Annotated in this window: 15 protein-coding genes and 9 pseudogenes; 3 read left to right on the plus strand and 21 right to left on the minus strand. The window is 58.7% G+C overall.

Going from position 1 to position 24,964, the window contains the following annotated elements:
- Window positions 1-44: 44 nt before the first annotated feature.
- The 10 genes and pseudogenes from LMTR3_RS16340 to LMTR3_RS39295 all read right to left on the minus strand — a co-directional run bounded on the left by LMTR3_RS16340 (window position 45) and on the right by LMTR3_RS39295 (window position 9,499).
- Window positions 45-1,115, minus strand: a complete 1,071-nt coding sequence (locus tag LMTR3_RS16340) for an ABC transporter substrate-binding protein (protein WP_065746111.1) — start codon at window positions 1,113-1,115, stop codon at window positions 45-47.
- A gap of 963 nt (window positions 1,116-2,078) precedes the next feature.
- Entirely contained in the window at window positions 2,079-3,137 is a 1,059-nt protein-coding gene (locus LMTR3_RS16345; protein ID WP_065746112.1) for an ABC transporter ATP-binding protein, read from the minus strand.
- Window positions 3,138-3,143: 6 nt separating this feature from the next.
- Window positions 3,144-3,965 carry an ABC transporter permease gene (locus tag LMTR3_RS16350; protein ID WP_065746113.1) on the minus strand — a complete coding sequence of 274 codons (822 nt, stop codon included), beginning with the start codon at window positions 3,963-3,965 and terminating at the stop codon, window positions 3,144-3,146.
- Window positions 3,962-4,819 (minus strand): ABC transporter permease, encoded by an 858-nt coding sequence (locus LMTR3_RS16355; RefSeq protein WP_065746130.1) that lies wholly within the window; start codon window positions 4,817-4,819, stop codon window positions 3,962-3,964. Before LMTR3_RS16355 ends, LMTR3_RS16350 begins: the two co-directional genes overlap by 4 nt.
- A gap of 1,227 nt (window positions 4,820-6,046) precedes the next feature.
- Window positions 6,047-6,250, minus strand: coding sequence for a type 2 periplasmic-binding domain-containing protein (locus tag LMTR3_RS40015; RefSeq protein ID WP_349643805.1), 204 nt, complete (start codon window positions 6,248-6,250; stop codon window positions 6,047-6,049).
- A gap of 34 nt (window positions 6,251-6,284) precedes the next feature.
- Complete coding sequence (locus LMTR3_RS40255) at window positions 6,285-6,659, minus strand: LysR substrate-binding domain-containing protein (protein WP_502686645.1); 375 nt, start codon at window positions 6,657-6,659, stop codon at window positions 6,285-6,287.
- 149 nt (window positions 6,660-6,808) lie between these two features.
- A pseudogene (locus LMTR3_RS40260) lies at window positions 6,809-6,907 on the minus strand (LysR family transcriptional regulator); the annotation flags it as partial.
- A 72-nt stretch (window positions 6,908-6,979) separates the two neighbouring features.
- A pseudogene (locus LMTR3_RS36460) lies at window positions 6,980-7,383 on the minus strand (IS66 family transposase).
- A gap of 214 nt (window positions 7,384-7,597) precedes the next feature.
- Window positions 7,598-8,389, minus strand: a complete 792-nt coding sequence (locus LMTR3_RS39290; RefSeq protein ID WP_349643808.1) for a reverse transcriptase domain-containing protein — start codon at window positions 8,387-8,389, stop codon at window positions 7,598-7,600.
- Between the two features lie 405 nt (window positions 8,390-8,794).
- Window positions 8,795-9,499 (minus strand): aspartate/glutamate racemase family protein, encoded by a 705-nt coding sequence (locus tag LMTR3_RS39295; RefSeq protein ID WP_245319904.1) that lies wholly within the window; start codon window positions 9,497-9,499, stop codon window positions 8,795-8,797.
- A 557-nt stretch (window positions 9,500-10,056) separates the two neighbouring features.
- On the opposite strand from LMTR3_RS39295, the gene LMTR3_RS36470 reads away from it, so the two are divergent.
- Window positions 10,057-10,808 (plus strand): IS5 family transposase gene (locus LMTR3_RS36470; protein WP_141686649.1). Its coding sequence is split into 2 segments (ribosomal slippage): window positions 10,057-10,366 and window positions 10,366-10,808, totalling 753 coding nucleotides; the frame shifts between segments, so codons are not numbered across the junction.
- 674 nt (window positions 10,809-11,482) lie between these two features.
- Here LMTR3_RS36470 and LMTR3_RS40025 read toward each other — a convergent pair.
- The 9 genes and pseudogenes from LMTR3_RS40025 to LMTR3_RS37650 all read right to left on the minus strand — a co-directional run.
- A pseudogene (locus tag LMTR3_RS40025) lies at window positions 11,483-11,947 on the minus strand (aldehyde dehydrogenase family protein).
- Window positions 11,910-13,080, minus strand: a pseudogene (locus LMTR3_RS40265) (aldehyde dehydrogenase family protein). The pseudogenes LMTR3_RS40025 and LMTR3_RS40265 overlap by 38 nt, the downstream one beginning before the upstream one ends.
- A 22-nt stretch (window positions 13,081-13,102) precedes the next feature.
- Entirely contained in the window at window positions 13,103-13,987 is an 885-nt protein-coding gene (locus LMTR3_RS16395) for a CmcJ/NvfI family oxidoreductase (RefSeq protein ID WP_245319905.1), read from the minus strand.
- Window positions 13,988-14,562: 575 nt separating this feature from the next.
- Entirely contained in the window at window positions 14,563-14,718 is a 156-nt protein-coding gene (locus tag LMTR3_RS40270) for a hypothetical protein (protein ID WP_502686644.1), read from the minus strand.
- Window positions 14,719-14,960: 242 nt separating this feature from the next.
- A complete protein-coding gene (locus tag LMTR3_RS16400; protein ID WP_065746118.1) occupies window positions 14,961-16,019 on the minus strand; it encodes a phosphotransferase family protein in 1,059 nt (352 codons plus the stop codon).
- A gap of 274 nt (window positions 16,020-16,293) precedes the next feature.
- Window positions 16,294-17,524, minus strand: a pseudogene (locus LMTR3_RS16410) (CaiB/BaiF CoA transferase family protein).
- Between the two features lie 103 nt (window positions 17,525-17,627).
- Window positions 17,628-18,740 carry an alanine dehydrogenase gene (gene ald / locus LMTR3_RS16415; protein ID WP_065746120.1) on the minus strand — a complete coding sequence of 371 codons (1,113 nt, stop codon included), beginning with the start codon at window positions 18,738-18,740 and terminating at the stop codon, window positions 17,628-17,630.
- Between the two features lie 182 nt (window positions 18,741-18,922).
- Window positions 18,923-19,015 (minus strand): annotated as a pseudogene (locus LMTR3_RS37645) (imidazoleglycerol-phosphate dehydratase); the annotation flags it as partial.
- An 89-nt stretch (window positions 19,016-19,104) separates the two neighbouring features.
- Window positions 19,105-19,301, minus strand: a pseudogene (locus LMTR3_RS37650) (IS256 family transposase); the annotation flags it as partial.
- A gap of 203 nt (window positions 19,302-19,504) precedes the next feature.
- Here LMTR3_RS37650 and LMTR3_RS36475 point away from each other — a divergent pair.
- Window positions 19,505-20,139: pseudogene (locus LMTR3_RS36475) on the plus strand (iron-containing alcohol dehydrogenase); the annotation flags it as partial.
- A gap of 782 nt (window positions 20,140-20,921) precedes the next feature.
- On the opposite strand, the gene LMTR3_RS16435 reads toward LMTR3_RS36475, so the two are convergent.
- Together LMTR3_RS16435 and ltrA are read right to left on the minus strand one after the other, a co-directional pair.
- Window positions 20,922-21,653: an SDR family oxidoreductase gene (locus tag LMTR3_RS16435; RefSeq protein ID WP_065746123.1), complete on the minus strand. Its 732-nt coding sequence runs from the start codon at window positions 21,651-21,653 to the stop codon at window positions 20,922-20,924.
- 597 nt (window positions 21,654-22,250) lie between these two features.
- Window positions 22,251-23,624 (minus strand): group II intron reverse transcriptase/maturase, encoded by a 1,374-nt coding sequence (gene ltrA, locus LMTR3_RS16440; protein ID WP_065746124.1) that lies wholly within the window; start codon window positions 23,622-23,624, stop codon window positions 22,251-22,253.
- 660 nt (window positions 23,625-24,284) lie between these two features.
- Here ltrA and LMTR3_RS40275 point away from each other — a divergent pair.
- Window positions 24,285-24,649 (plus strand): annotated as a pseudogene (locus LMTR3_RS40275) (tyrosine-type recombinase/integrase); the annotation flags it as partial.
- Between the last annotated feature and the right edge of the window lie 315 nt (window positions 24,650-24,964).

A 24,964-nucleotide genomic window follows, 5' to 3' on the forward strand; every position in this document is an offset into this window, starting at 1 on the left:
CGGTCCTTGCTCGTCCAAGGCACGCCCCTGGAACGCGTGATGCTCTAAATCTTCGGCAGGATGTCCTGCTCGAACTTCTTCACCCATGCGTCCAATTGCGTGGACATGTAGCCCCAGTCCGGTACATAGGCGAACTTATCGAGTTCTTCCGTCGTGAACTGGATGGGAGCGACTTTCGGGCTCACCTTCGCCGTTTGGTTCGCCGGAACGCTGGTGACCTCCTGGTGGAAGAGCTCCGAGTTTTCCTTGCTCACCGTGAAATTGGCAAAGTCCATCGCGGCCTTCTTTTGCTTTGAGGCTGTCAGGACGACCCAACCCTCCACGTAAAGAGCTGCCTTCATCGACGGCTCTCCCTTTGTCAGCGCCTTGAGAGGCACCCGTTGGGAGAGCGGAGAAAGCGCGCCGTTCGAGGCATAGATGATGCTGGTCTCACCCGTCGACACCGAATTTGTGCCCTCGACAGTCGACGCGAAGACACGCCCGATGTTGCCGGACTTGGCCAGCTCCTGAAGGAATTGCCAGCCCGGATCCATCTTGAACTCGTTTCCACCTCGCGCGAGGGCCAGCGTCACCGTAGGCGCGTTTAGATATTGGCTCGCGACCGGCCAGCAGATCTGCCCCTTGAGCTTCGGATTCAGCAGGTCCTCGATGGTCTTGATCTCGATGGGGCAACGATCGGTGCGCACGGCAAAATAGCTGCCATCAACTGAGCGCGGGATAGTCTTGATGTTGCCCTTGTCATCCTTGGTCAGAAAGCGCTCAGGCACGTGCGCCAGATTTGGTACGTCGGCCAAGGTGATCGTCTCCGCCCATCCCTCCTTGAGGATGCTGGCAAAGCCGGGCGACCAGTTGATGATCATATCATAGGGCGGATTGGGCCACTTGGCTTTGATTATGCCAAGGATTGTCATCGCTCCGCCGGATTGAACCCCCCAAGTGATGTCGGCCTTGTCCCACTTTGCCGAAATCTTTTTCGATGCGTCAACGTACGGTGACCCAAAATCCATAACTGTGAGCTGTTCCTTCGCCTGTGCCTCGGATACAAAGGGCAAAGATGTGGCGGCCACGCCCAGCGCGGCTGCTCGTTCAAGGATTCCTCTGCGCGTGATTTCCATTTGTGTCTCCTCTCTTGTGGTTTTGGTGCTCGCACTTCAGGCATCCGCATCCTGCGGAAGTTTGCAGGACGCGGGCAAACCCTAAACAGCCCACAAAAAAGCAAAAGTAGAGCCGTGCCAGCGACCAAAACCAGCAAAAATGACACCGCAAATGGAGAAATACTGCAAGAATGAAGAGGACAATTATTTTAGCCCTCATTCGTGCGCTTCGTCCACGGAACGCGGGACCGGTGGAACGCCCGGCTGTTATCTGGTAAAAATTCAAACTTGGTGGTGCGAAACTGCCTCCAACCGTTCATCAAGAGTCCATGCCCGAGGCGTAGCGGCTGCCGATTCCGATGATCTCGCCCGGGTGTACCGATTTGATCTCGCTGAGGATTGAACGAACCCGCTACGCGGGAGTGGGCAAGCCTGCTGAACTGAGGTGTCCTGTCTGAGAGAATGTTGGTCTTCACACCACCCCTCTCAAGACAGGAGACCCAGATGGCTACCATGCGGCCTGCGCCGCTTACACGAAGAGGCTCCACGTGAAAAGGAACCGAATCGCATACGCGGCATCGCCCGTCATCAACTCCGCATCGAATACGGCTTGAGAGGAGGACAGGATGCACTGAACCGCTAAAACGAGCCGCTAGGCGTGGCCTGCCTAACGACCGCCGACATATGCGCAGGAATTTGGACGGTCACGCGCGTGTAGGGAATTTGCCCTAGTCGAGGGTTATTGCCCCGTTGGTGTCTATACGGATCATTCCTTTGGGGCGATCGGGCGTTGAGCTGCAGTGAAATCATTGCTTGATTCCATGAGCCACAATCTTGCAAGCGAGGGAGAACCTAGGCCTGCGTGCAACAGCTGTGATCGTCAGGCCAAGGCGATCTCCGGGAGCTATACAATTCCATCCCAGGATTTGTTGTGCGGCCTCCGCGGCTGAAATCGCTGAGCAGGGCTCCCTGTAGCGGTTTCCACTAGGTCTCCGGTGGAAGAACGAGGCAGTCCTCCGGACGAATTTCCAATCGGACACTTTCGCCGTCCCGTGCGAAGCACTGACCGTCGTTTTGTACAGTCGCGTGGATCCTGCGGCCATTGACCAAGCGTACCCAGTGGTGGATAGTCGCGCCAAGGTACTCCGTCTTTTCGATTACGCCGTCGAGCAGGTTCACGCCGACAGCGGCGGCATCCTTGCCCCGCACGGCAATGCGCTCGGGCCGGATGCCGAGCTCCACCGCTCCTTCATGAGCGTTGCCCGTGACCAGTATGGATAGTCCGTCCTCGGTCACGAATTGACGATGGTCGAGCCGGCCCGCGAACCAGTTGGACTGCCCAATGAAATCGGCAACGAACTTGTTCGCGGGAGCGCTATAGATCTCCTCGGCCGGCCCCCGCTGCATAATGCGGCCCTTGCTCATGACGATGATGTGGTCCGCGAGGCTCATGGCCTCCGACTGGTCATGCGTTACGATGATAGTGGTAATGCCTGCCGATGTAAGGATTTGTCTCAGCTCCACTCGCAGAGACTCTCGGAGTTTCGCATCCAAGTTTGAGAGTGGCTCGTCGAGAAGGAGCAGAGAGGGCTTGGTCACAAGCGCGCGGGCCAACGCCACCCGTTGCTGCTGTCCCCCGCTCAGCTGGTGTGGGCTGCGCTTCTCGTACCCGGGCATCTTAACGAGATCGAGGGCGGAGCGAATTCGCGTCGGAAACTCTGAGGAAGGAACGCCTCGCTCGCGCATCCCGAAGGCGATGTTTGCCTCTACGGTCATATGGGGGAAAAGTGCGTAATCCTGGAACACCAGCCCCACGTTGCGCTCGTAGGGTCGCTTCCTGCGCACGCTCTCGCCGCGGATGCGGATGTCTCCGCCATCGGGCACTTCAAACCCCGCCACGAGGCGCAGCGTCGTGGTCTTGCCGCAACCGCTTGGCCCGAGCAGAGACACGATGCGTCCCTCCTCGACCTGGAAGGAGATATGATCCACGGCCAACTCTTGGCCAAAGCGCTTCGAGACGGTGCTGAGCTCTAATACAGTCATTGGATCCTACTTGCGATAGATGCCTTGTCCGATCACTTTGTCCAGGCCCGCGATGCGATCCAGAACCCAAATCAGCACGATGGTCACAGCCATGAGGCAAACGGCCGCCGCGGCGATGCGCAGGTCAAATTGCGAGCGCATCATGTTCGTCATGGCCACCGGCAGCGTGTACAATTTCGGGCCAGTCAAGAACAGGCTGACGGACACATCGTCCAGCGAGTAAGCGAACGCGAAGACAGCGCCGGCGGCAATACCCGTCTTTGAAAGGGGCACAGTCACCCGCCAAAAAGCGCGGCGCTCCGTCGCGCCGAGGCTCAGAGCGGCTTCCGTGTACGACTTCCGAATGCCTACCAGACTCGCGAGAGTTGTTCGGATCACGTAAGGCACCGTGATGATCAAGTGGCCGCCGATGAGCTGGAGCATACCATCAAACATGCCGATCGTGGCAAAGAAGAGCAGAAGCGAAAAGCCGATGATGACGTGGGGAACGACAAGAGGCGTTAGGAAGAAAGCGGAGAGAAGCTCCTTCCCGCGAAAATCATAGCGGTCTAGCGTGAACGCCGCGGCGACCCCGATTAAGGTCGATAATGCAGTTGCCGCGATCGCCAGCACCAGACTGACCTGCAGCCCCTTGAGGTAATAGGCGTCCGAGAAAAAACCCTTGTACCACTGCAGTGACAGGCCGGGCGGTGGAAACTGGCCGAGGAACTCTCGCGAGTCAAAGGACATTGCGGTCGCAATGAGCAGTGGCATGACGAGCAATGCAACAGTGCCGATGGCCACAAAGATCACCATGAGACCCAGCATGTTATCGACGAGGCGTTTCATCGGAGGGCTCCCCCCCAACGGCTATTGGTCACCTGCGAAACGGCATAGACTACCAGCAGCGAAATGATCAGCATGACAACCGCGACTGCAGATCCGCTGGGGAAATTGGCCGTCTCGTAGAAACGGTTGTAGATCAGATTGGAGACGAACATTACCCTGCCCCGCCCCAAGACCATAGGGATTACGAAGGCGCTGATCGACAGCGTGAAAGATATCAGGAACGCAGAAAGGAGCCCTCGCGCACTGAGCGGCAACGTCACCGCCAGGTGAGACTTCCAGCGGGCTGCACCGAGCGCCTGCGCCGCCTCAATGAGCCGCGGATTCACGTTCTGGATCGTGCCGATGAGCACCAGCGCGGACATGGGCACGGCATAGTGAAGCAACCCAAGCACAATCATGAACTCAATATAGAAGCGGCTACCGACCCTAACTCCCAATAGGGGGGCGATGTCACGCGCGAATCCCACCGGCCCGAAGGACAGCTCGATGGCATAGACGCGCACCAGGCCACTCAAAAACATAAGCGTAATGAGAAACCCGAAAATCAACTTCCGAAGCCAATCCGAGCGACGGCGGGCAACAAAATGGGCAATCGGGAACGCGAGGAACACCCCCAGGAAGGAGGCAATGAATCCGATCCGGAATGTGTCCCAGAAATAGGAGGCGTATGACGCGTGCAGAAGGTCCGCGTAATTTGCTACCGTGAACGGCGAATTAGCCTCGGCGCCGATCCGGCCTGGAATGAACTCGCGGAAACTATTCACGAAAATACCCAGAAGGGGGCACAGCAGTAACGTTCCGTACACCGCGACAACCAGGCAGATCACGAGCGCGGCTCCGCGCGTAAGCTTCATGTGACTCCCCGGAAACGAGGAAGGACGCTCACCGCTCTTGGTGTCTAGCTCCTTTTCCCGGTGATCCGGAGCTGGCTTGACAGCCAGATACCGATCGGGGCCCGCGCTTTGAGCGATGGTCTTTGGATCCATATTGCGCTCACACAGCAAAGTTGTTAAGGTCGCCCGTCGGCAGCGCGGCAAGCAGCAATGTATCAGCAGCGGATGCAAAAAAGCAGTCGCCTACAGGCTCAAAACCGGTTAAATTCTGCGCGAATTGGAAGGAAATGAGTTAATTCCGGCTAAATCAACCGGCGCAAGGTAATGCTTCCAGTCAACAACTGATAACCGCTTCGCGCCCCTGGGTTTAGTGAGACTGCTGACGATGGTTGTGCTGTCGGTGGCACTGACAGCATTTCGGAATGGCTGCTAGCGCGCGAAGCCGATCACCACTATTCCGAATGATGGCAGCGCCTCTTGGCACCAGGAATGGGTTTGGGCGGTGAAGACTCTGCGCTGCAGGCCAGGAGGTGCTCGGTCGGCATCATGCCCGGCGCAGGCCCCGGCTCATGATGAACTCACGCGATTGAAACCGGAAATAGAATTTGCTTGGCGCCGACGAGCGCTGATCCCCTATCGGGTGCCCTGCGCATTTGCACAATTAGCGGGTCGTTTCGCCCAACACTGACACGGGCACTCGCCTCGTCCGTGATTGTCCAGTCACGTAACCATTGTGCCCCTCTGACGTGAGCGTGAAAAAACTCGCGAGCCAGCGTTGGGCAGTCGCTGCGTGCAATGGGGCAAGCGGCGGATTTCCAGTCAGGAACAGCGGCCCCGGATTTTTACGTGTATTGCCGTTATGCCTGCGCAAGTTGTGGCCATGGCACCAGCCGTCATCCCGCAGCGCTAGTTGAGTCCTGACGCTAAGGTCCACTTCAGCCGTCGGGTACCCTATCACCCCTGCCGTTGTCGCTCGCACTGTCGCGTGTAAGCCATGCATCGGATTGCGGACGGGCTGTCGATTTAACTAATGGCCCGGGCTTAAACTCACAGGAATCGAGGACACAGTCCGACCAAGCTGACACACGAATTGCGCGCGAGCGTCCAGTGGGATCTCGTGGCCTATGCGAAAAATCCTCGCGCAATATACCGGGTCAAACAATCCGGGATCCGGCTAAGCTGATTGCACCCAATGTCGACGCTGTTCACGGCAACGGACAAAAGGTTTCGATAGGCTCGCCGGCCGCTTCAATCTCTCAAGCGAGGCGAGGGGTAGCGCTCCGACAAAAGCCTCAGGAAGGCATCCAGGGTCGGACTTTCATTATCCGCCAGCCAGTCCGCCGAAAAGTCAAACCGGCTTGGGCCTGTGCCATCGCGCAAGTCCCGGTAGACCAGGCCGGCAAAATTGGCGCCCATGTCGGATTCGGGCACCAGGCTAATACCGGCCTTCATGCTGATCAAGCTCTTGATGATGCCGCGGCTGACGTCATGGCCCTGGGACGATCTTCGGGCAGGACGAGCTTCGAAACCAGCAGATCTCAAGGTCCCGCCCGGGATCGTAATGACTTAAAAGGACGGGCTCGCCGCGCAGGTCCGTCCAATAGATTGCCTGGCACGCAGTGAGGGGATGTTCTTGTGGCAGGACAAACCAGAACACGCTCGCTCCACAGCGACCTAGTTTACAGTCCAGCAGCGGCAAGCTTCCCGTGACGATGAGAATGTCAAGCACGCCATTGCGAAGCGCCGTTGCGAGCCGTGTCCGCGACGTTCGACAGTCGCAGCTTCGATGCGTGGGAATCGCTGCTTGAAGTCGAGCAGGGATGCTTTCAGATTTCCTGCCGTAACAGAACCCGATGGCCAGCCGACCGGCCTCGCCGTTTTGAAGAGACTTTGCCGTTGCTGTAAGCGCGTCAAATTCTTCTGGATCGTTCTTGCCAGGCGAAGAATGCTGCGGCCTGCAGCCGTCGGTGTTACCCCTCCGCTTGAGCGCTCAAACATCGTGAGGCCCAGATGGTGCTCAATCTGGCTAACCAATCGGCTAAGAGTAGACTGTTGTGATCTGAGCAGCTCAGCGGCTTGACGCAGGCTGCCACAATCGACCGCAACCACGGGCCGATCGCAGGTGCTTTAGCTCGATAGCATTACTTCGTGAACGCTTGCAGTTCGACGATCAGAGGGCTGCTACGCTCCTGGCGCACGCGCAGGCTCCTGCGGCGCAAGACCGTTGATCTCACGTTCGACGGCGAACAGGACATCGATGCGCTTGACCGCCTTGGCCGCGATCGGCGCCGTCGTGCTGAGCCGCGCGAGATCGAAGAACTTGCGCCTGCCGTGCGCCGAGCACGCAGCCTCGACGATCGAGCCTGCCTTGCGATTGGCCTCGTAGAGCCTGCTGAAGCCGGCATAAGCGTCGGCCTGCATCAGCCCGGCATAGCCCGCCAAATGCTGCTCCGGATGCTCCCACCACGATCCGGCGAGTAGAAGAACATGGCTGCGGGCGGATCCGGCCCGGCAAACGGGCGGTCGTCGCGCACATAGGTCCAGAGCCGGCCGGTCCGGGTTTTGCCCTTGGCCAGGACCGTCACCGTGGGGTGAGAGGCCGGAGGGATTTCACCTCCAGCCCTCTCGCCTGACCCGGCTCCCGTCAGGCAAGCTTGCTGCCAACGCCGAGCTGGGCCAGTGCACGAAGAGCCTGCGGTTCTCTCGCGCGATCTTCTCCAGGAAGAGGCGCGCGCGTCCTAAACGGTGGTGGAAGCGCTTGTACTTTCGCTTCAACCAAATAGCCAAGGTTTGGTTGATTTAGCGCGCCAGCGGATAGAGCGCTGAGCGCATGTATTGCCCATAGTAAGCGATCCATCCCCTAACCATCGGGTTTAGTTCGCGGGCAATATCATCCAGCGTTACCTCGGTTCGCTTGCGAAGTTTCAAGCGTCGGATCGTCGCCCGCATCGTGTTCAGCGCTGGTTTGCTGACCGCTGGAGTGAACCCACAGAACATCTTCTGCGAATGCGGCCCCAGGACCGATCGCGGCCGGAAGCAATAACCGAGAAAGTCAAACATAACCGTCTCGCTTTTACCTCGGCGTCGATCGTCCTTGCAGTAGACGATCCTCGTCTTCGTAGGATGCAATTCCAGGCGGCACTCCGCAAGCCGAGCCTGGAGCACTTCGCGAACGCGTTGCGCCTCCATCTCACTCCGACAATGTACCAACCCGTCATCCGCATACCGACACCACCTGAGATCGGGGAACGTCCGCGCCATCCAGAGATCAAATGCATAGTGCATGAAGAGGTTGGCGAGGACCGGGCTGACCAACGCCCCTTGCGGGGTGCCGCGGCTTCGCTCGATCACCGTTCCATCCTCTTGCACTATCGGGGCTGTCAGCCATCGTTCGATGTAGAGCAGCGCCCATGTGCACGTCACATGTTTTCGGACGGCCCGCAGCAAGAGCTCGTGGTCGATATTGTCAAACAACCCCTTGATGTCGAACTCCCGCACCCAATCGTATTTCCAGCACCGCTGTCGCGTGATGCCTACGGCATCGAGAGCCGATTTGCCGGGTCTGTAGCCATAGGAATCCGCCAGAAAGATTGGTCGAGAGCCGGCTCAATCAATTGTTTAACAACCGTCTGTGCCACGCGGTCTGCCACGGTGGGGACCCCGAGGATCCTTCCTCCACTCTTCTTTGGAATGGAGACGGCGCGAACAGGCGGCGGAAAGTAAGCACCTGAGCTCATTCGATTCCAAATCTTGTAGAGATTGCTCTTCAAGTCGGATTCGAAGCATATCTGCAGGTGCGATCCAATGGTGGCGCAGCTGGCGTCGACGGAGTGACGATTGAGCACACCCTCTGGGCGTAAGCGTGGGCCCTAGGCGCCCTTTTTCCCAGCGCCGGTCTTAGAGATGGCGATGATGGGCATCGCGGGGATAAGCGTGGGTTCGAAATTGGAGCGAGAGAATTGTGTGCCGCCGGTCTTTGACCGCTATAACCTTGTTTCATGCCACGGATGCGAGCATCATCCGGCTAAGTGTTGTAATGTCGTAGACAGGCAGCTTCGCGATACGACGGATCGTTGGCGCGGCCGCCGGAAAACCGGCGCATTCGAACAAGATCGTCGCGATCTCCGGGTGCACCGCGCGAAGTCGTGCGATACAGGCTATAACATCCGTCTCTATGGCGGCTACGTCGGTCGGTGGAGGCGGACGTTTTAGTTCGTCATGCCAGTACTTTCCGCCTTCAATGCCACCGATGACGATCCTCGCACGGTCTGCCGAATCATCGAGCCCAAGCAGATCTTGGCCCAAGTGCGTCGAGTCATAGGTCAGAACGGCAATCTTGGCCGGCCGCGGAAGTTGGCGGAGCAACACTGGCAGCAGAAGAAGGCTGGACATCGCCACCGGGACATTTACCGAGGTGGCAACAGCCGCCTGGTATCGAATCGAGAATCCGCAGGTCGAACTTATCGCAATGGCGCCTCGTTCCACCAGGCGCCGGGCGGCTGCCATGTAGGCGGGTTCAAGAGTTGGATCGCCGCGGACGACGTTTTCGACCCAGGCTCCCGGGACTGTTTCCGTGATGACGGGAAAATCGAAGGTTGCTGGATTCAGCAACGAGCCTGGCAACGGCGGCGGCGGCGTAGCCCCCGGCGTCAGTCCGCGTTCGAGGTGTAGGATTCCGAGCGATGCTGTGATCGGCGTCATGTGTTGAAGTATACCCATAATTTAGGGTGTTGAAGTGTACCCGTAATTTAGGACGATTTTCCCTAATATGGGGCGTGGTATGTCCAAAATTCTGCGTCGAACCGAGTAAGCCGAAGCTTCCATGTACAAGGGCCCGTCCAATGCTCGGCCGCTAGAACCGTCGCCAGATGCATGACGGTTGTCCCAGGGTCGGTTGTCCCAGGGTCGAACTGGGCTTCCATGATTACGCGATGGCCACCCAGCTACCGATCCACGATCGTAGCGAGCGGATTGAAATCTGTACACGAAGAAGCGAGCCTCCACGCTTTCGCGCGGCTTTGCGTTCGGGTATGCGCGTCGATTGTCGAATGCCGAGTGAGCTGACATCGGCTCGTAATGTGTGGCGGAATCATGCCCTTGACAGAACCAGATCGTCCGCCGTCATTTTGGGGAAGTAGCACCAACGCTGACCCGGATTGAAGCGAACGACGCAACTCTTGTTAACGACCTAGGGTCTGTTGAGATTCAGGATTCACAGATTGGAATGTCCGTGATTCAAGCTCCGAAAGGAGCTTGGCATGCACCGATTCGTTTTGACGGACACCCAGTGGTCGAAGATTGAGCCGCTTTGTTTGGGCAAGCCGACCGATCCTGGCCGCACAGGGGGCGACAACCGTTTGTTTCTCGAAGCAGTGCTGTGGATCGCCCGCACGGGCAGCCCATGGAGAGATCTGCCGCCGACGTTCGGCAACTGGAATACGGTGTTCAAGCGGTATCGCGATTGGGTGAAGGCCGGTGTCTTCAGGCGAATATTCGATGCCGTATCGGATGATCCGGACATGGAGTTCGCCATGGTCGACGCGACAATCGTCAAAGTTCACCGCCACGCACAGGGTGCAAAGGGGGGACCAAAAATCAGGCCATCGGCAGGTCGAAAGGCGGCTGGACCACCAAAATCCTCGCGCTGACCGACGCGCTTGGGAATCTGGTGCGGTTCATCCTGCTTCCCGGCCATCGCTTTGACACCGTCGGCGTCGCGCCCCTGATCAAGGACATCGAATTCGGCGGCTTGATCGCCGACAAGGCTTTTGATTCCAACTGGATCATCGAAGACCTGAACGAACGCAGGGCTAAGATCGTCATCTCGCAGCATCAAAGGCGCGCCCAGCCTCTCGACATCGACAAGGACATTTATAAATGGCGCCACCTGATCGAAAATTTCTTCGGCAAGCTGAAGGAATTCAAACGCATAGCAATGCGATGCGACAAGACAGACGGCAGCTTCGAAGCGATGATCTACCTCGCCTCCGCCGTCATTCATTCCAGATGAATCTCAACAGACCCTAGTCCACCACCGAGATGTCCTTTTCACTGATAGTGCTCGCATCGCAGAACGCCTACGGGAAATCCTGCGGGGGCGGCGAGAGAGCACGCCAGACTTGAATGAGTATTAATAGAGAATGCGCTCGATCGCACAGGAAGTCTTGCGCTGAAGCAAAACGAAACCTTCGCGGTCGAGAGATAGTTCGTTCACAATCGGACGGGCGTCGCGAATGGTGACGTCGTAACTCACGATGGGAACGTGTTCATAGTTCGGCGCAACAACCGCTGGAGCCTTTTCGTCGAGCGCGCGTCAAGAAGACAATTTGACCTTGCACGCACTCCAGCTGATCGCGGTTTACTTGTGCTGCTGCCTGTCCCCCACAGAGATAGCGTGACTATATCCGGCTAAAAACATAGGAGATAGTTCACGACTAAAGACAGCAAATCTGGTCGCCGCTCGCAGAAATTCTGCAATCAGACGCAATGCCGATCGGGCACCCGAGCCGCCGGTATGGCTACCCGACTGGCCAGCCAGACCGCCGTACTTCTTCACCAGCGTGTGGGGACCGCGAGCGCTATCAACTCTCTGGTCACGGCAGCGAAGCCCGACAGGTCACGTCATTGCCATCAGCAGGCAGATCCCGCCGACGCTATTCGGGGCCTGCTTGGGCGTGAAGCCGATCACAGCCTGGTCTCAAGGTACTCGTGAAAGCCGTACTCGCCCGACTCCCGTCCGTTGCCGCTCATCTTGTAGCCGCCGAACGGAGCCGCTAGATTGTCGGCCCCATTGATCAACACCGGGCCCGCGCGGAGCTTCGAGGCGATCTGGGGATGTCCGTCTCTGAGTTTTACGCCGCCAGGCCATATTCGGTATCTTGGCGATCTTCACCGCCTCGTGATCGACTCATAGCAAAGAATCGAGACCACGGGCCCGAAGATCTCCTCGCGGGCGATGGCCATGTCGTTCTGCACGTTCGCGAATACGGTGGGCTTAACGTAATAGCCCGCATCGAGGCGGCGCGGACGTCCAAGACCGCCGGTCACCAGGGCGCCTCCCTCGTCGATCGCTACCTTGGTCAGCCGCTGGATCTTCTCCCATTGGGCGTCGTTAGCCACGGGCCGACGTGGGGTTGCCCTTGGGATCACCGACCACTATCGACTCGGCGGTTTCCTTGGCAATCATAATGGCCTCGTTGATGCGCGTCGAGGGCACCAGCAACCGTGTGGGCGCGGAGCACGATTGTCCGGAGTTCTGCATCACGCGACTTACGCAGCCGCCGACCGCTGTCGGGAAACCCGCGTCATCAAGGATGATTTGTGCGCTCTTTCCCCTAGCTCCTGCGTCACGCGTTTGACCGTCGCGGCTGCTACCTTTGCCACCTCGATGGCGGCCCGGGTCGAGCCTGTAAAGGACACCATGTCAACTCCGGGACGGCTCGCGATCGCCGCCCCCACTTCGGCGCCAGTACCGGTGACCAGATTAAACACCCCGGCCGGTACGCCTGTTGTGTCCAGGATCTCCGCCCAAATGTAGGCGCTGAACGGCGCCTCCTCGGACGGCTTTAACACCATGGTACAGCCGGTCGCGAGCACCGGCACCAACTTGCAAGCGATCTGGAAGATAGGCCAATTCCACGGCGTGATCATCCCGCACACGCCGATGGGCTCTTTCACCATGCGGGTGCCGTCGCGCTCCTCTTCGAACTTGAAGTTCTTCAAGATCTCGATTCCTGCCTCAAGGTGCGCCATGCCTATGGGGGCCTGCGCGCACTGCGCGAGCGAAGTCGGCGCGCCCATTTCCTCCGTGATCGCGTGGCGATATCGCCAAGGCGCTTTTGATACTCGCAGAGAATACGCTGCAACAGATCGAGCCGCTCATGGCGGCTGGTCTTGCAAAACGTTTCGAATGCTCGGCACGCGGCATCCACCGCCTTGTTCGCGTCGGCCTTGTCCCCGGCCGAGATGTGGCCCGCGACCCGCTCGTTCGCCGGGTTGATGACGGGCAGCGCCTTGGGCGTTACCGGGTCGACCCAGTGTCCATCGGCTTCAGGTATTCGCGGACTTCGTGCTCCTTGGACGTCTCCCCATCGGGGCCAGGGGCCTTGGAAGTTGTACAAGGTTGCGCACGAGGCGAGAGGGAATCCGCCGGTACACACGCCCTCAACTACCTTGGCCGATCTGTGCGTTTGAGGAATTGACAGGAAGAGGTGTAACGATGGGCGAGCGCGCCGGCGCTCGCCCATCTCCACGACTGATGAGAGCCCGCCCAGCGCCGGCATTCATCCTCCCGGTTCTACCAGGTCAGTCATAGTACACCAAAAAGCGAGCCTCCACGCTCTCGCGGGGCTTCGCATTGGGGTGGGCGCGACGATCGTCAAATGCCGAGTGCGGCGCTTGCGGCTTATAGTGCTCCTCGGAATCATAGCCCTTGAACAGAACGAGGTCGTCCGCAGTCATTTCCGGGAAGTAGTACCAACGCTGATCCGCACTGAAGCGGAGGGCACAGCTCTTGAACGCGCTCCCCGGTTCGTTTCGGGTATTTGAAACGTAGTCATGCACGAGCATATCACTGTCGCGAACGGTACTGGCATCGCAGAATGCCAAGGGGAAATCCTGCGGAGGTGGCGAGAGGGCCCGCCAGGCTTGTATGACCATCAATCGAGAATAGGATCGGATTGGAAGGCCCTGCAATTGGTCTTCAGCCGCGGCAGCTACCGGGCCGGCAACCGGCGCGAGATCAATATGAGCCAATCCAGCCGGCTCTCTTACTCCATCAACGGCAGTCCAGCCAGCTTTGGGGATTGCCGTCCCGGCAGCACGACGAACGTAAACGCCGTTTCGCCTGGGCACGACCCATGATGCATTGAAGTAGCTCTTGATGAATGGAACCATCTCTTCGAGATACTTCTCTCGCATGATCTCTGGATCGCGCACGGCCGCACAGGAAGTCTTGTGCTGAACTAGAACGAAGCCTTCCCTGTCGAGAGACAGCTCGTCAACGAGCGGTCGCGCGTTGCGAATGGTAACGTCGTAGCTCACGATGGAAACGTGTTCATAATTCGGCACAACAACTGCGGGAGCTTTTTCATCGGGCGCGCGCCGAGCAAAAGCAATTTGACCTTGCACGCCGTCCAACAGCTCGCGGTTTGCTTGTGCTATCGATGAGGCTCGTCTCGGATGGCCCATGGCTGATTTCTCCCTAGCGCTAGGTTATTCGCAAAGAATAACGAATACCAATGCTCAAAGACCGCGAAAATCTGCCGGAGATTGCAGAAAACATGCAACAGCACCCGTAAATCAAGTGCTTTTTCGACCTAGACATTTTCGCGAGCAGCAAGCTACCGCCTCGAGCGGCGGAGCCCTCTCACAGATCGACTGCGGCCCAGTGCGGTAGGCAGGATTGTGGCGAGCAAGATCTGACCGCCTTGTATTGGCGTATATGTGCCTGCGGCGGGTGCGCCAGTTGGAGCAGCCGCAATAGGTTTAGCGGCGGCTTCGCGGTTCGGACCTACTGCGCTTTGAGTGAAAGAAGATCCGGTTAGTGCGCGGTGCCCCTTTCAATGCGCTGGAGCAATCATCATCCAGGAGTCACTCACCGCCCGCACCGTGTGCACACTGAAAATAAAATCCAGGCCCAGCTTACCTGCAGCGAGTTCTCGATACAAAGTGCAGGTGCCAGGCGCATTGACCGCTTGGCACCTGCAAGCCCCCTCCGGATCACTTTTTGAAGTTCCGTCGGGCCGTAAACTCGATCTCGCCGCTCACTCGAAATACACGAAGAAGCGCACCTCGACGCTCTCACGCGGCTTTGCATTGGGATATGCAGCGCGATCGTCAAATGCCGAGTGAGGAGCCTGCGGCTCGTAGTGTTCCTCGGAATCATAGCCCTTGAACAGAATGAGCTCGTTCGGAGTCATTTCCGGGGAATTGATGCACGAACGCCGCGATTAACGCTTGAGGTTGCAGGAATTCTGCAAAATAACTGGATCGCCAGCCTTTTAACGAAAGCATTGGAAAGATCTTGCAAAGTCGCAGCGCAGGTCGCCCACCACGACCGACCATCGCGGCGCACGCGGTCGGCTAGCGTATACCGCCGCGCCGAGATGCTTTGGCCGATTGCCTGGGTTGGTGCATGATTGCGATTTGACTTTCGAACCCGCTACACCGCTCCCGCCTTCTGCGCGTAGATCCAGGACGCTTTCGCAAGCGGCTCGGTGCGCTTGGCGGACTCAATTGCCTTGGCGCTGGCCGCTGTTCCGTCGCGGATGCGGGCGGCGATACCTTGCGTTATGCCCACGAGACGGAACATGTTGTAGGAAAAGTACCAATTGAGGTCAGGCAGTGCCGTGCCCGTGTAATCGCAATAGATATCAGCGGCCTCTTCCATGTTTGGAATGTTAAGCGCGGCCAAATCCGCACCCTGCAGGCCTGGCATGATCCACTGCATCAGCAAGTAGGTTAAATCGGCCATTGGGTCGCCAATTGTCGACAATTCCCAGTCGAGAACAGCGCACACCCGCGGCTCGACCGGGTGGAAGATCATGTTGTCCAGGCGATAGTCGCCATGGACAATCGAAACTCGCTTTTGCTCGGGTAAGGTCCTCGGCAGCCACTCGATCAGCTTCTCGACCTCGGGAATATATTGCGTCTCAGATGCGCGGTATTGCCTCGTCCAGCGGTCGACCTGGCGCGCAAAGTAATTGCCCGGCCTTCCGAAGTCGCCGAGCCCAATCTTTTCGGGATCGTACAGGTGCAGTTTCGCTAGGCTTTGGATCTTGCTGCGGAAGATCTTCGGCCGCACCTCGGCTGGCAAGCTTGGCAGCTTAGGATCCCAGAATACTCGCCCCTCTTCCATCGACATGACGTAGAAGGCGGCGCCGATAACATCTTCGTCGGTGCAGAGTGCATAGGCATGTGCGGTGGGAAAGCCCTGCTCGCGGAGTGCAGAGATGATCCGGAACTCGCGATCCACTGCATGCGCCGACGGCAGCAGCTTGCCGAATGGCTTGCGCCGCATCACGTAGGAGCGCGTGGGCGTATTAAGGCGATAGGTAGGGTTTGACTGGCCGCCCTTGAACTGCAGCACGGTCAATGGGCCCGCATAACCCTCGATGTGCTCCGCCATCCAGCGGGCGAGGCTCCTCTCGTCGACGCGGTGTCGCTCCTCCACCGGCCGAGTGCCTGAAAACTCTTCGTCTTTCTTGACACCGTCCGCCACCGTAATGCTCCTTCTTGTCGATGTCCTAATCTTCCAATCTCGCGCAGCGAAGTTCAGCACCGTGAGAGGACGGCGACATTGCTTATCGAGGACCGAAGCGGCCGCGAGCCGCGGTCGCCCTAGCCTCCGCCTGGCGGATAGGCACGGCAGGGCGCACCTATTAATCCTAGACAGCACGTTCTCGAGCGAGACCTTTCTTACTGTCCTCACCTGGCCCGCCGAGTGGGTCCGCAAATTGATTCGCTGGCAAGCAAAGAAGCCGCCATGATTCCTTTCAGATCACGCTCGCTTGCTTCAGCATCGTGATCTTTGCATCGTCATAGCCGAGCGCCCCGGAGAGGATCTCCCGGGTGTGCTCGCCTAGCAACGGCGGAGCGCGATACTCCGTGACGGGCGTCTCCTAGAAGGTGAGCGCATTGCGGATCAGCGACAGGTCGGGCTCGAAGGGGTGATTGGCCTTGACTCGCATGCCGCGCTCTTGGACGTGCGGGTCGTTGAAGACCTGCTCGAAATTGTTGATTGGGCCGGAGGGCACGCCGGCTTTCTCCAGCTTTTCCAGCCAGTAGGCCACCGGCCTTTTCAGGAACAGGCCGGCGAAGATTGCCATGATCTCCTTGCCGTGCACCACGCGGTCGTTTTTCTTGATGAAGCGCTTGTCGCTCGCGAGCTCGGGCTCGCCGAGCACCGCACAGATGCGCTGGAACTGGCCGTCATTGCCGACCACCAGCATCAGCTCGCCGTCGGCGCAGCGGAACACGCCGGCGGGCATGCCGCCATTGCCCCAGGTGCCGCGGCGAGGCGGGGTGTGGCCGTTGACGAGGTAGATCTGCAGCCAATGCGACAGCGACGCGATCACCGTATCCAATAGGCAGACGTCGACATGCTGCCCCTCCCCGCCATTGGCCTTGCGGTGGTAGAGCGCGGCCAGAATGCCGATCGAAGAGTTCATGCCGGTCATGTAGTCGACAAATCGAGGGGCCGACCTTCATCGGACCCGCGCCGGGTTCACCATCGATATGCCCGGTGACGCTCATCAATCCGCCCATCGCCTGCAGGATCGCATCATAACCGGCGCGCGGCGCATAGGGGCCGGTCTGGCCGAAGCCGGTCACCGAGCAATAGATGATGCCGGAATTGATCGCCTTGATCGATTCGTAATCGAGCCGATAGCGCTTGAGGTCGCCGACCTTGTAATTCTCCATCATCACATCGCAGCTCTTGGCGAGCTCGCGGACGATGTCCTGGCCTTCCGGCGTCGCGATGTTGACGGTGACGGACTTCTTGTTGCGGTTGGCGCAGAGATAGAACGAGTTGTTGTTATTGTTCTTGCCCTCTGGATCCTTCAGGTAAGGCAGGCCGAAGGCGCGGGCGTCGTCGCCGCCGCCGGGGCGCTCGATCTTGATCACCTCGGCGCCGAGATCGGCGAGCATCTGCGCCGACAGGGGCCCCGCAAGCACCCGCGTCAGGTCGAGAATCTTGATGCCCGAAAGTGGCAGGTCTGACATCCAGGTGTTCTCCGGAATGGGAATTTTCAGCGATCAAAGAAGGGCCACTCAAAAGGAGTGGCCCAAAGTCGGGGAAGGGAACGCCCGAAAGGGACCGCTTCGGTTAGGCTGCGGCCTGTTCGATCGGCGAGAACGGCAAGCCGAGGCTCTCCGCTACCGCCTTGTAGGTTAGCCGGCCCCGATAGACATTAAGGCCTGCGCGCAGATGCGGATTTTCGAGCACGGCCGAGAATCCCTTGTTAGCGAGAGCCAGGCCAAATGGGAGCGTGGCGTTGTTCAACGCCTGGCTCGAGGTCAGCGGGACAGCTCCCGGCATATTGGCCACGCAGTAATGGATGACGCCGTCCACCTCGTAAGTTGGATCAGCGTGCGTGGTCGCCCGCGAGGTCTCAAAGCAGCCTCCTTGGTCAATCGCCACGTCAACGATCACCGAGCCTCTGCGCATCGAGCTCAACATGCCACGGCTAACAAGTTTCGGCGCGCTCGCTCCGGGCACCAGCACGGCACCGATGACAACGTCGGCCGCAAATACCTCCTCCTCAACAGCATCGATTGTCGAGAACCTTGTACGAACGCGTCCTCCGAACAGTTCGTCGAGCTCGCGAAGACGAGGTAGAGAGCGGTCAATGATAGTGACCTCGGCGCCTAACCCGGCCGCCATCCGCGCCGCGTGCGTGCCAACAACGCCGCCTCCGATAACCACGATACGGGCAGGCCGAACACCAGGCACGCCACCGATCAGCAACCCGCGCCCTCCTGTATATCTCTTGAGGGCAGTACCGGCAGCCTCGATCGCAAGCCTGCCCGCCACCTCGCTCATCGGCGCAAGCAGCGGAAGGCCACCATGTGCATCAGTCACGGTCTCGTAAGCGATTGCCGTGCATCCAGACTTCAGCAGCCCCTTTGCCTGCTCCGGGTCCGGGGCCAGGTGTAGATAGGTGAAGAGGATCTGGTTTTCTCGCAGCTGCACCCACTCGGAAGGCTGGGGCTCCTTGACCTTCACGATCATTTCGCTGGATGCGAACACGTCGCGAGCGGAGTCCACAACCGTGGCGCCGGCTTTGCGGTAACTGTCGTCCGTTGCCCCAATACCGGCGCCCGCATTCGTTTCGACTACCACGCTGTGGCTAGCAGCCACGTATTCCCGGACGGCTCCAGGTGTAAGACCCACGCGATATTCGTGCGTCTTGATTTCCTTCGGAACACCGACCTTCATTTGCAAATCTCCTTGCTTCGATGATCTTTTCTAATCCGAAGAGCAGCGCAAGCCTGCAAAACAGAACGCCGAATCACACATAAATCCGGCGAACTTTTCAGCATCACGCAGAAATCCGTCTTAATCAGCGCCCGGCATGGCACCTGGTCTTCTAATAGCCCTTATGGACCAGTTTAGGCCGAGACGACACGCGACAGCGTCTCGTCCATCGGCATGTGGATCGAGGCATAGCGGGTGATGCCGGCCATGGTGCCGAGCGCCTGTTTTACGGCCTGCCGCGCGGACGGCACTATCCTGCATTGTAGCGCCAGGTCGGGCTTAGTGGACGAGCCATTGCCAAATTTGGTGACGGCGGGGCTGGCCAGGCGGCGGCGATTTTGAGCTGATGGTCGATCGGCTTTGAGATGACCTCAATACCGTGGGCGAATGTCAGAACGAGAACGAGTTTTGGCAACTGGTTATGACCTTCGATACGGTGCCAGCTGTTCTGCACGGCTCGACCAGTTTGAAGACCATCGCGAGCGCGATCTTGTTCGAAAGGCAGCCTTTCGATGGGATGGTCAGAAGCTGTGCGAGAGCATGACGTAAAGGTCCCCGCCGCCCTTGCCCCTGCTCGACCCGGATCACCATCCCCTCGCTGTCGATATCCGCGACCTTAAGGAAAACCACCTCCGACACGCGTCGACGTCGTGCTGGCGGATCCATCGAAGACGTTCGCGAGGGAAGAGGTTCGAGCGCGCCGTGAAGCGGGCGTGTAGGCGGGCATCGGCAGCGACAGCTCGATGGATATCACCAAGCTCGTCGCCCTGCGTGTGCCAAGCGGCGAGCCATTGTCCTCCTTGTATAGCGTCGGATTGGCGAAGGGAACACGCCTGCCGCTGATTCTAGCACCCACGACCGTGGGTACCGACTCGGAGGTGACGCCTATATCGGTCGTCACCACCAGCGGGGGCCAGAAGAAGAACGCCGTGCCATCGCCGTTGCTGCTGCCGGACCTCGCACCGCTCGATGCCGAACTGATGCTAGGCCTGCTGTGACCGCTGCGACCGGCGTCGACGCGATGGTGCATGCGATTGAGGCCTTCACGACCAAGCGGTTGGAGAATCTGATGTCACATTGCCGGGCCTGCGTCTGCTCAGTTGTTCGCTGCACACCGCCTGCCCTAGCGGCAGCGATCTTGCCGCCCGCGAGAATATGCTGCTCGGCGCCTGCCTGGCAGGGATGGCGTTTGCAAATGCCCCTGCTGTCGCTGCGGTGCACGCGCTCGCATACCCGATCGTTGCGCGTTCCACGTGCCACACGGACTCTCGAACGCGTTGGTGCTTGGGCCAGTGATGCGGTTCAACCTGCCGCTGCCGCGCCGTATTACTCCGCACTGTGCGACGTCGTGCTGCCCGGCATGGCAGGCGCCAAACACGTTGGCCGCAACATCAAGCCGAGACTGCACGCACGCACGAGCAGGCGCTTGGACATCGGCACCCAGGCGTCCCAGATTTTATCAAAGTTGTCGATGTGGCGTGCATCACTGAGCCACACCATGGCGGTAAGCAGGCGCGTTCTATCTATCCCAGGAAAAGCAATTAGCTTGTCTCATTTTTGGCGAGGGTCTCGCCCGTTTTTCTGGTCAAGCGGCGCATACTCGTGTCGGACACTTGGCCAGCCAGATAAACTACTCAATTTGCAATAGCTACTTTGCTCAATCGGCTACCAGTTTGTAGGCGCAGAATTTCATTTGGCATGCTGGCTTTCCATCGTCGCGTGCCAGCTGAAGCTCATACTGAGATCAGAACTCTAGTTTTTATAATTATCAAGCGGCAGGGCCGCCGATTGACACAGCTGCAGGGAACTTTGGTATAGCCCATCACACGAGACTCGCCGCTTCATCGATTGCAGGCATATGGGCCCCCGCGCCAGCATCCCGCCGGTCCAGAGCGTTGTTTCACCCGGAGGCGATCCGATCGCCACTACCTTTTGCACAGTAGCGGGCTGCAGCCGCAGCCTTCCGGGCTAGGCATATTGCCACGCATGCCCGGTGAATAGGCCTTCCGCCACCAAAAGCCCCAGCTACTGCTCGGAAGCTTTCGGAAAGCTTGTGGCAATTCACATGAACCGCGTTGCATGCTCGGGTATGCAAGTAGTGGCGGCAAGGACGCGTCGAGACACGTGGGTTCTCAGGCGGGGTCACCAAGGAATTGCTTCCCCCCAGAAGCGCTGGAAGGTGCCGCTGGTGGCGGGTGTGAGCTCGGCGATGCATTGCTTCAGACCGCGCGCACTCTCGTCGGCGGAAATCGATTGTGAGGAATTGCGGGCAAGTTCACCGGGCATATCGGTCCGCACGAAACCTGGATCCAAAATGCCTACCAGAACCCCGTCCTCCGCCCAGTCGCGAGCGAGCCCTCGCATGCTGTTATTGAGCGCCGCCTTCGAAGCGCGGTATGCATATCTGTCGAGGCTGCTCGGGTAGCCGGCACCATAGTCCTTGGTAGTGGACCCATAAACACTACTGATCGTCACGACCTTTTTCTCATAACCACGCTTCACATTATCCCGCAAAGCTTGGGCAATGAGTATCGGGCCGAGAGCGTTGACGCGCATCGTCTTGATCCAATTCTCGGCGTCTATGCTGTTGGCCGACTGCGGCTTCGGGGTGCCGTTGATCCCGGCATTGTTAATGAGGATATCGATCGGTTGATCGCCGAGCTCCCGCTTCATGGATGCGATCGAGGCCTCGTCTGATACTTCGAGCCGAATAATCCGAATGCGATTGCCGTGCGCCACGACCAGGGCATTTAGCGCTTCTGCTGATGCCGGTTCACGGCAGCAGGCAATCACCTCCACCCCTTCGGTCGCGTATTGCTGCGCGAGCGCAAGGCCGATGCCACGGTTCGCACCCGTGATCAGAACTGTGGTCATTTGAGAAACACCTATTCGCTTTGCCCAGCTAAGCAGTTGCGTGTAGCATCTACAAAGCCCTTATTTGAGATTTGTTAATGCAATTTCGGTCGCTCAGCCTATGTAACCAAATCCTAAAGCAAGATTAGCGCCTAATTTGCGCGAAGAAACAGTATGAGGCGCCGAAATTCTGCAATGAGGCGCGCATCGTGATGACGAGCAGAATCTGCGGCGATATCTCGCGCGGATGCGCGCAGCGATGACCGCACCAGCGTGTTCCGTCTACCCATCTGATACACACTGCAGCTGGTCAGCGAATAATAGAGGTTCCGAAGCGCGGGCGGTTGGGTTGTTTCGAGTACTGCGCGATTCGACGAATCGTGAGCCACCTTCGGGTTTTCGCAACTCCCTGACCTCACGATCGTCCGCCATGTCAGTCGCGGCTCATCAAAAGCTGATCGGCATCAAGGCAACCGCTGCCATAGGCGTCAATGTTTCGAAAAGCGGGATGAAGCTACGTTGAATATTTTGGATTGATCGGGATAGGGGGACGTCTCGCGACGCCACCCCTCCCACACCACCGGGCATACGGGTCCGTACCACGGCGGTTCGATCGAGTTAAACCGGCACAGGCATGAAGATTCGGGGGAGACCAAGAGAGTCGAATACCTGATTTCGTAGGGCGTGTTGAACCGCCGGGTGTCCGGACATGCGCCAGAGTCCCGTCGGCGAACCGGCAGCGACCGATGCGGCGAACTTCGCGATGCCGAGGCGGCGAAGCTCCGTGAATCGGTTATGCCCGTTCCGCCATTGCCGCCAGAGATACAGACGCAGTCTCCGACGGATCCAGGCTTCCAGGTTTGTGAGCACGCGCGGGGTCTGGCAGAATCCGAAGTACCCGCGCCATCCGATGAGGTATGGCGTGAGGTCTGCGATCATCTGCTGTAAACTGATCCCTCGCGTCCGGCATGTGATTTCCCGGATTCGGTCTTTGAATTTGTCGAGGGCTTTCGGCGCAATGCGCCGCTCGCTCCCGTCATTCGCAATGCTGAATCCGAGAAATTTACGTTCCTCGGGTCGCGCCACCGCGCTTTTGGCCTCGTTGACTTTCAAGCGGAGCTTGTTGGTCAGGAACCGGCTGATCGAGGCCCTCACCCTTTCGCCGGCGCGGTGGCTGCGAACATAGATGTTGCAGTCATCCGCGTAACGGCAGAACCGGTGACCACGTCGGGCCAATTCCGTGTCGAGATCGTCGAGCACGATATTACTGAGGAAGGGCGAGAGCGGACCGCCTTGCGGGGTCCCTTCGTCCACCGGTCGGACCAAACCATCTTCCAATACCCCGGCATTCAGGAATGCCCGGATAAGCTTGAGCACGCGTTTATGTGCGGCGACGCGCGACATCAGGATGTCGTGGTTAACTCGGTCGAAAAATCTTTCCAAATCGAGATCAACCACTACGTTGTAGCCATCGGCGACGTAACGCTGCGCCTGGGCTATAGCCTGGTGGGCGGACCGCCCCGGCCGAAATCCGAAACTGTACTCCGAAAACGTCGGATCCCATCGCTCTTGGAGAACTTGCAGCACGGCTTGTTGAATCAGGCGGTCGACGACACAGGGGACGCCGAGTTTCCTGACCCCGCCATCCGGCTTCGGGATTTCTACCCGCTTAACCGGTTGCGGCCGATAGTTTCCGTCGAGCAGTTGAGACCGAATGTTTGGCCAGTGCTGACACAGGAAGGTCTTCGCGTCGTCGATGGTCATCCCATCAACGCCAGGGCTTCCTTTGTTCCTTTTTACACGCTTCCACGCTTTTTCGAGGTTCTCTCGGTCGCACACCTCCTCCATCAGTTGTTCTGTGAAAGCCGAGCTTTCGGTGACTGATTTCGCCATGAATGGTTCGGTCTCCTCGTCACCGCGCGCCGGGGCTTCACCCCGGTCCGTCGGCTCCAAGGCCAGCACTTGCTGGTTGTTCTGCCGCTTTCTATTCACGAGGTACCAGTCCTACTTGCTTCTCTCAATCGTTCGGGCCTTCGGCCATCGTTTCCGGCTTCGCCTATCTGTTTCTCCACCTTTCGGCCCTGGAGTGCCTCAATAGCTTTGCCGACAGCCTGACCTAATACGCCCTCTGCTGACTTCTGCCCGGCGGTCAGACGGCCTCGCGGTCGTCTCAGTCGCCCGAGGGCGACACCGGGCAGACCTCCCGGGGTAAGCTCAATCGCCTTCGGTGCACAACCGCCGGATCTACGCTTCGCATCCTTGATGGATCTGGACTTCGCGATGTGTCGCCCGCTCGTCCGACGCTTGCGCCTCATATCCGGTTTTTGTTCATCAGCTCGCACCTTTGATCCACGCTTCCTTCAGACCCCGCCTCGCGACGGCAGCCCTTGCGTTTCACTAACCCTTCACCTCCATCAGGTTGGGTGGAAGACTTTCACTTCCGAGCTATTGAGCATGCCCGGCACACAACGAAGCCGCTGACGCGGCAATTGAGGACGAGTCGCAAAACTGAGAGGGTCGCGGTTTTTCGGGGTGCGAACCCTTCAGACAGGACGTTTACCATCGCCGGAGATCAACCCTCTTCGCCGCCGCACGATTGAGGATATGAAAGGTCGCAATCTGTCGCCGGCGATGCAACGATTCTAGCTTGCTGTGGTATCGAAGTTGAGCCGCTATTTTGGTTGGTCTCTGGACGGAGGAGGTCCGCGCCTTCCAGATTCATCTAGAGGCGATGGGACGTGCTGGCCGCCGCTGAGTCAGATCGTCTGCGCGTTTCGCTTTTTCTAGGGCGTGGCGCTCGGCCATGAGCCATTCCGGAGCGCATCGCTTATGCGCGCGAACCGCAGAAGCTGCCGGTCGGCTATACAGCCGGACTGCGCGTGTCGGAGGTGTTTCTGAAGATCACCAATATCGATAGCCAGCGGATGATGCTCTATGTTGAGCAAGGCAAGTGCGGCAAGGACCGTTACGTCATGCTCTCTCCTCACTATTGGCGGTTTGCTGGATTGTTTCCCGGCCATTAGACCGCCGTGCCGGGCCCGTTGTCGACAAGGCGAATTAAACGATAAATAGCAAGCGTCGTCGATCCGCGCGAGTTCGTAGGTGCGCAGCCGGCCGTTCTGGAACAGGCTTGGCGGGAACGTCAGATATTTTGTGTAAGAGGTCTCTGTGAAGGTTGAATTGCGGTCGTTTCTTGCATCAGCCGGATATTGTCATCGATCCGGTGGTGGCTAACAGTGGCCGGGCAGCAAGATCTGTCAGGGCCGTAGCCGCCGCAGGCGGGGGCCGCAGGCCCGCCTTTACAGAGTTTTCTGATCGGCCAAACTCGATGC

Source organism: Bradyrhizobium sp. LMTR 3, assembly GCF_001693485.1.
Lineage (GTDB): Bacteria > Pseudomonadota > Alphaproteobacteria > Rhizobiales > Xanthobacteraceae > Bradyrhizobium.